The sequence below is a fragment of the Phenylobacterium sp. genome (genome assembly GCF_024508875.1).
Taxonomy (GTDB): Bacteria; Pseudomonadota; Alphaproteobacteria; order Caulobacterales; family Caulobacteraceae; genus Phenylobacterium.
Genome location: NZ_JANINU010000215.1, coordinates 1 through 3,804, shown reverse-complemented (window position 1 = coordinate 3,804; position 3,804 = coordinate 1). Strand labels below are relative to the sequence as shown.

Sequence of the window (3,804 nt, the reverse complement as noted above, 5' to 3'; positions counted from 1 at the left end):
GCCTTCGCGGCGGAGAGGGCGGCCTCGGCCTGGCCCCGGGCGCGGGGGTCGAGCAGGGCGGCGGGCGCCGGGCGCACGCGGGCGACCACGGTCTGGCCGGCGACCACGGGATCGCCCACCTCGACCGGCAGCCGCTCCAGCCGCCCGCCGACGGGCGCTGAGACCACATAGCTGCGACGGACGCGGGCGACGCCCTGGTCGGCCACGCTCTCGGCGATGGGACCGGTGCGCAGGGCCGCGACCTCGACCCGCAGCGGCCGCGGCCAGAACAGGAAGACCAGCAACGCGGCCGCCGCGGCGGCCAGCCCCGCGATCACCATCCATCGGACCATTGGCTTGCGCGCCATCGGCTACTCCCGGGTCTTGAGGGCGGAGACCAGATCGAGCCTCCAGACGCGCTGGCCGACCAGCAGGCAGGCGGCGGCCACGGTGGCGAAATAGGCGGAAAAGGCCACACCGTAGCCGTGGGCGGTGATGATCGCCGGCAACTGCATGTCCTGCTCGCGGAAGGCGACGGAGAGCGCGTTGGCGAGGCCGAGGCCTCCCGCCACGCCCAGCGGCGTGGCCACGAGCGCCAGCAGCGCTAGCTCACCGAGCAGGATGTAGGCGCACTCCAGGCGTCCGAAGCCCAGCACGCGCAGGGTGGCGAGGTCGCGCGCCCGCTCGGACAGGGCGATCCGGCTGACGTTGAAGGCGACGCCGAACGCGATGGCCGCCGCGAAGCCGGCGAAGAAGGTCATCTCGACCGAGAGGATCTCCATGACGGTCGTCCGGTAGCTGGCGATGGTGTCGGCGCGGGACGCGACGCCCGCGATCAGCGGCGCGCGGGTGACCGCGCCGTAGAAGTCGGCGCGCCGGTCGGGGGCGAGCAGCAGTTCGGCGGAATTGGCGAGGTCGCCCTCCCCCAGTAGCCGACCGAGCTCACGGCGGTCCATGTAGGCGGACAGGCCGGCGTAGTCCTGTGCGACGGCGGTCACCGGCAGGACGGCGCGCGGCCGCCGCCCCTCGGTCACCTCCAGTTCCACGAGGTCGCCGGGATGCACAGAGAGCCGCATGGCCAGCGTCCCCGAGAGCACCAGCCCGCGCCCCTTGAGCGGAATCTGCCGGCCCACGCCGTCCAGCGGACGGGAGAGACGCGCCTGTGGGTCGAGGCCCTGGACGAATGCCCTCTCCTCGCGTCCGTGCGCGCGCACCCGCACCATGGCGTAGCGGGCGGGCTCGGCGGCGATCACCCCCGGCAGGCGCGCGAGTTCGGCTGAGACGCCGGCGTCGCGCAGCTCGGCGAAGGCGACGAAATCCGTCCAGCGGCGGGCGCGGAAGTAGGCCTGGTCGAGTATCTCGTCGAAGCTGCCGAACATGAACTGCGAGCCGACGATCAGGGACAGGCTGACGCCCAGGCCGCCCAGGGTCAGCGCCGCCCGTCCGGGGAAGCGCTCCAGGTTGCGCAGGATCATCCGCGTGGGCTGGTCCAGCGCGCCCCACCCGCGCAGTCGCTCCAGGAGCCCCTTGCGGTAGGTGGCCGGCGCCCGGGGGCGCATGGCGACCGCCGGGCTGAGGCCCGCGGCTCGGGCCACCGCCAGCAGAGAGCCGCTACCCGCCGCGGCCGCGGAGATCGCCGAGGCGGCGAGGAAGGCGCCCCATGAGAACCGCAGCTCCAGGTGCGGATAGCGCATGTAGTCGGCCAGGACGCCGGTGACGACGCCGCCCAACCAGCCGCCCAGCACGCCCCCCGCCGCCGCACCGAGCAGGCCGATCACCACGGCGATGCGCAGATAGACCGAGGCCGCCCCGAAGGCGCCGTAGCCGAAGGCCTTCAGCAGGCCGATCTGCTCGCGCTCGGACTCCACCAGGCGGCCCAGGACCATGTGGACGAGGCTGGCCGCCACGGCGAGGAAGATCGGCGGGATCACCCAGGCGATGATGCCGAAGCGGGTGATGCGGTCCTGCTGGAACTTGTGGGAGACTTGGTCGGCGCGACTGACGGCGGGCGGTCCGCCATAGGTCGCGAGCCGCCGGTCCACCGCCGCCAGCACCGCGGCCTCCCGAGCGCCGCGGGCCAGCTTCAGCGACACCGCGCTGAAGGCGCCGCCCTGGCCCGTCGCCTTCTCCACCGCGGCGCGGGGCCCCCAGAAGACGCCGTTGTGGGCGTCGTCCGGCATCATCGACGCCGGGGCCGGGACGTAGACGTACTCGGGCGAGAGCGCCGCGCCCACGACCGTGAAGGTCATCTGCCGGCCGTCGATAACCATGGTGAGCCGCCCGCCCAGCGGGATGCGGGCGGCGTCGAGGAACGTCTTCAGCGCCACCACTTCGTCGGTCCGCTGCGGGTCGGGCCAGCGGCCCTGCATCAGGACCACGCGGTTCAGGGCGGCGGCGGGCCGGTCGGGGAGCGCGATGAGCGTGGCGATGGCGGGGCGCAGCACGCCGGGCAATTGCATCAGGCCGCTGCGCGTCGCCCGGGCGTCCACGGCCACGACGCCGTCGATCCGCGCGAGGTCGGCCGCGGCTGACAGCGGGGCGCGCCGGGTGGTGGCGAACACGTCGGCGAAGCGGGTGGCGGCGTAGTAGTCGGCCTGGGCCGCCTTGAGCGCCTCCTGGGCCGAGAACGCCATCACCGCCACCGACACCCCGCAGGCGACGAGCAGGGCGATGGCGGCCACCTGCATCCACATCCGCTGCAGGTCGCGCAGGAGCTTGCGGTCGAGGACGCGCATGGCTCACCAGGCCAGTTCGGACGGCGTGAGGCGGTCGGCGTTGGCCGTCACGCTGGCCACGGCGCCGTCGGAGAAGCGCACGACCCGGTCGGCCAGCCCGGCGACCACGGCATTGTGGGTGACGATCAGCGTCGTCGTCCCGACCTCGGCCGCCACGTCGGTGATGGCCTGCAGGACGCGCACGCCGCTGGCGCTGTCGAGGGAACCGGTGGGCTCGTCGCAGAACAGGACCTGCGGCCGCTTGGCGATGGCCCGGGCCACGGCGACGCGCTGCTGCTCGCCGCCCGAGAGCTGGGCCGGGAAGTGGTCGAGCCGGGCCTGCAGGCCCACCAGCGCCAGGGCGTCGGCGGGCTTCATCGGGTTGTCGGCGATCTCGGTGATCAGCTCGACATTCTCGAGCGCGGTCAGGCTGGGCGACAGGTTGAAGAACTGGAAGATGAAGCCCACCGCGCGGCGCCGGTAGCGGGTGAGCTCGACCTCGGAGGCCTGGGCCAGGTCCTGGTCGCCGAACATCACCTGGCCGCCGCTGGCGCGGTCGAGCCCGCCAAGGACGTTGAGCAGGGTCGACTTGCCCGAGCCCGAGGGACCGAGCAGCACGAGCATCTCGCCCTTGAGGATGTCGAGGTCGACCCCGCGCAGGGCGGCTACCTCTCCCGCGCCGGTGCGGTAGGTCTTGGTCAGACCGCGGACTTCGAAGAGATGCTCCGCGTCGGCCATCGGTCTCCTCGCCTGGAACGGCTAAGCGGCCGAAAAGCCGACAGGGCCGATCCTGGGAGAAGAGCCTCGCCCGCGCCTTGCGGGAGATCAACCGAGCCGGGAGGGTCGCCCGCACCGGGCGCGCGGTAGGCGCCGTCCGCTAGACGTCGACCTCGGCGTCGAGGGCGTTTTCCTGGATGAACTCGCGGCGAGGTTCGACCACGTCGCCCATCAGGCGGGCGAACAGGTCGTCGGCGTCCTCGGTGTGGTGGATCTTCACCTGCAGCAGGGTGCGGGCCTCCACGTCGAGCGTGGTCTCCCAGAGCTGCTCGGCGTTCATCTCGCCCAGGCCCTTGTAGCGCTGGATGGAGAGGCCGCGGCGGCCGTTGTCCAT

At 73.0% G+C, this 3,804-nt stretch carries 2 protein-coding genes and 2 pseudogenes; all 4 read right to left on the bottom strand.

Annotation, left to right across the window (positions count from 1 at the left end):
- A pseudogene (locus tag Q0L11_RS15440) lies at positions 1-347 on the bottom strand (efflux transporter periplasmic adaptor subunit); the annotation flags it as partial.
- A 3-nt stretch (positions 348-350) separates the two neighbouring features.
- Positions 351-2,714 carry an FtsX-like permease family protein gene (locus Q0L11_RS15435; protein ID WP_296598389.1) on the bottom strand — a complete coding sequence of 788 codons (2,364 nt, stop codon included), beginning with the start codon at positions 2,712-2,714 and terminating at the stop codon, positions 351-353.
- Between the two features lie 3 nt (positions 2,715-2,717).
- A complete protein-coding gene (locus Q0L11_RS15430) occupies positions 2,718-3,431 on the bottom strand; it encodes an ABC transporter ATP-binding protein (protein ID WP_296598388.1) in 714 nt (237 codons plus the stop codon).
- A 139-nt stretch (positions 3,432-3,570) separates the two neighbouring features.
- Positions 3,571-3,804: pseudogene (locus Q0L11_RS15425) on the bottom strand (hypothetical protein); the annotation flags it as partial.

Coding starts and splice junctions, on each gene's coding strand:
- Q0L11_RS15435 (WP_296598389.1), bottom strand. CDS start 2,714: ATGCGCGTCCTCGACCGCAAGCTCCTGCGCGACCTGCAGCGGATGTGG.
- Q0L11_RS15430 (WP_296598388.1), bottom strand. CDS start 3,431: ATGGCCGACGCGGAGCATCTCTTCGAAGTCCGCGGTCTGACCAAGACC.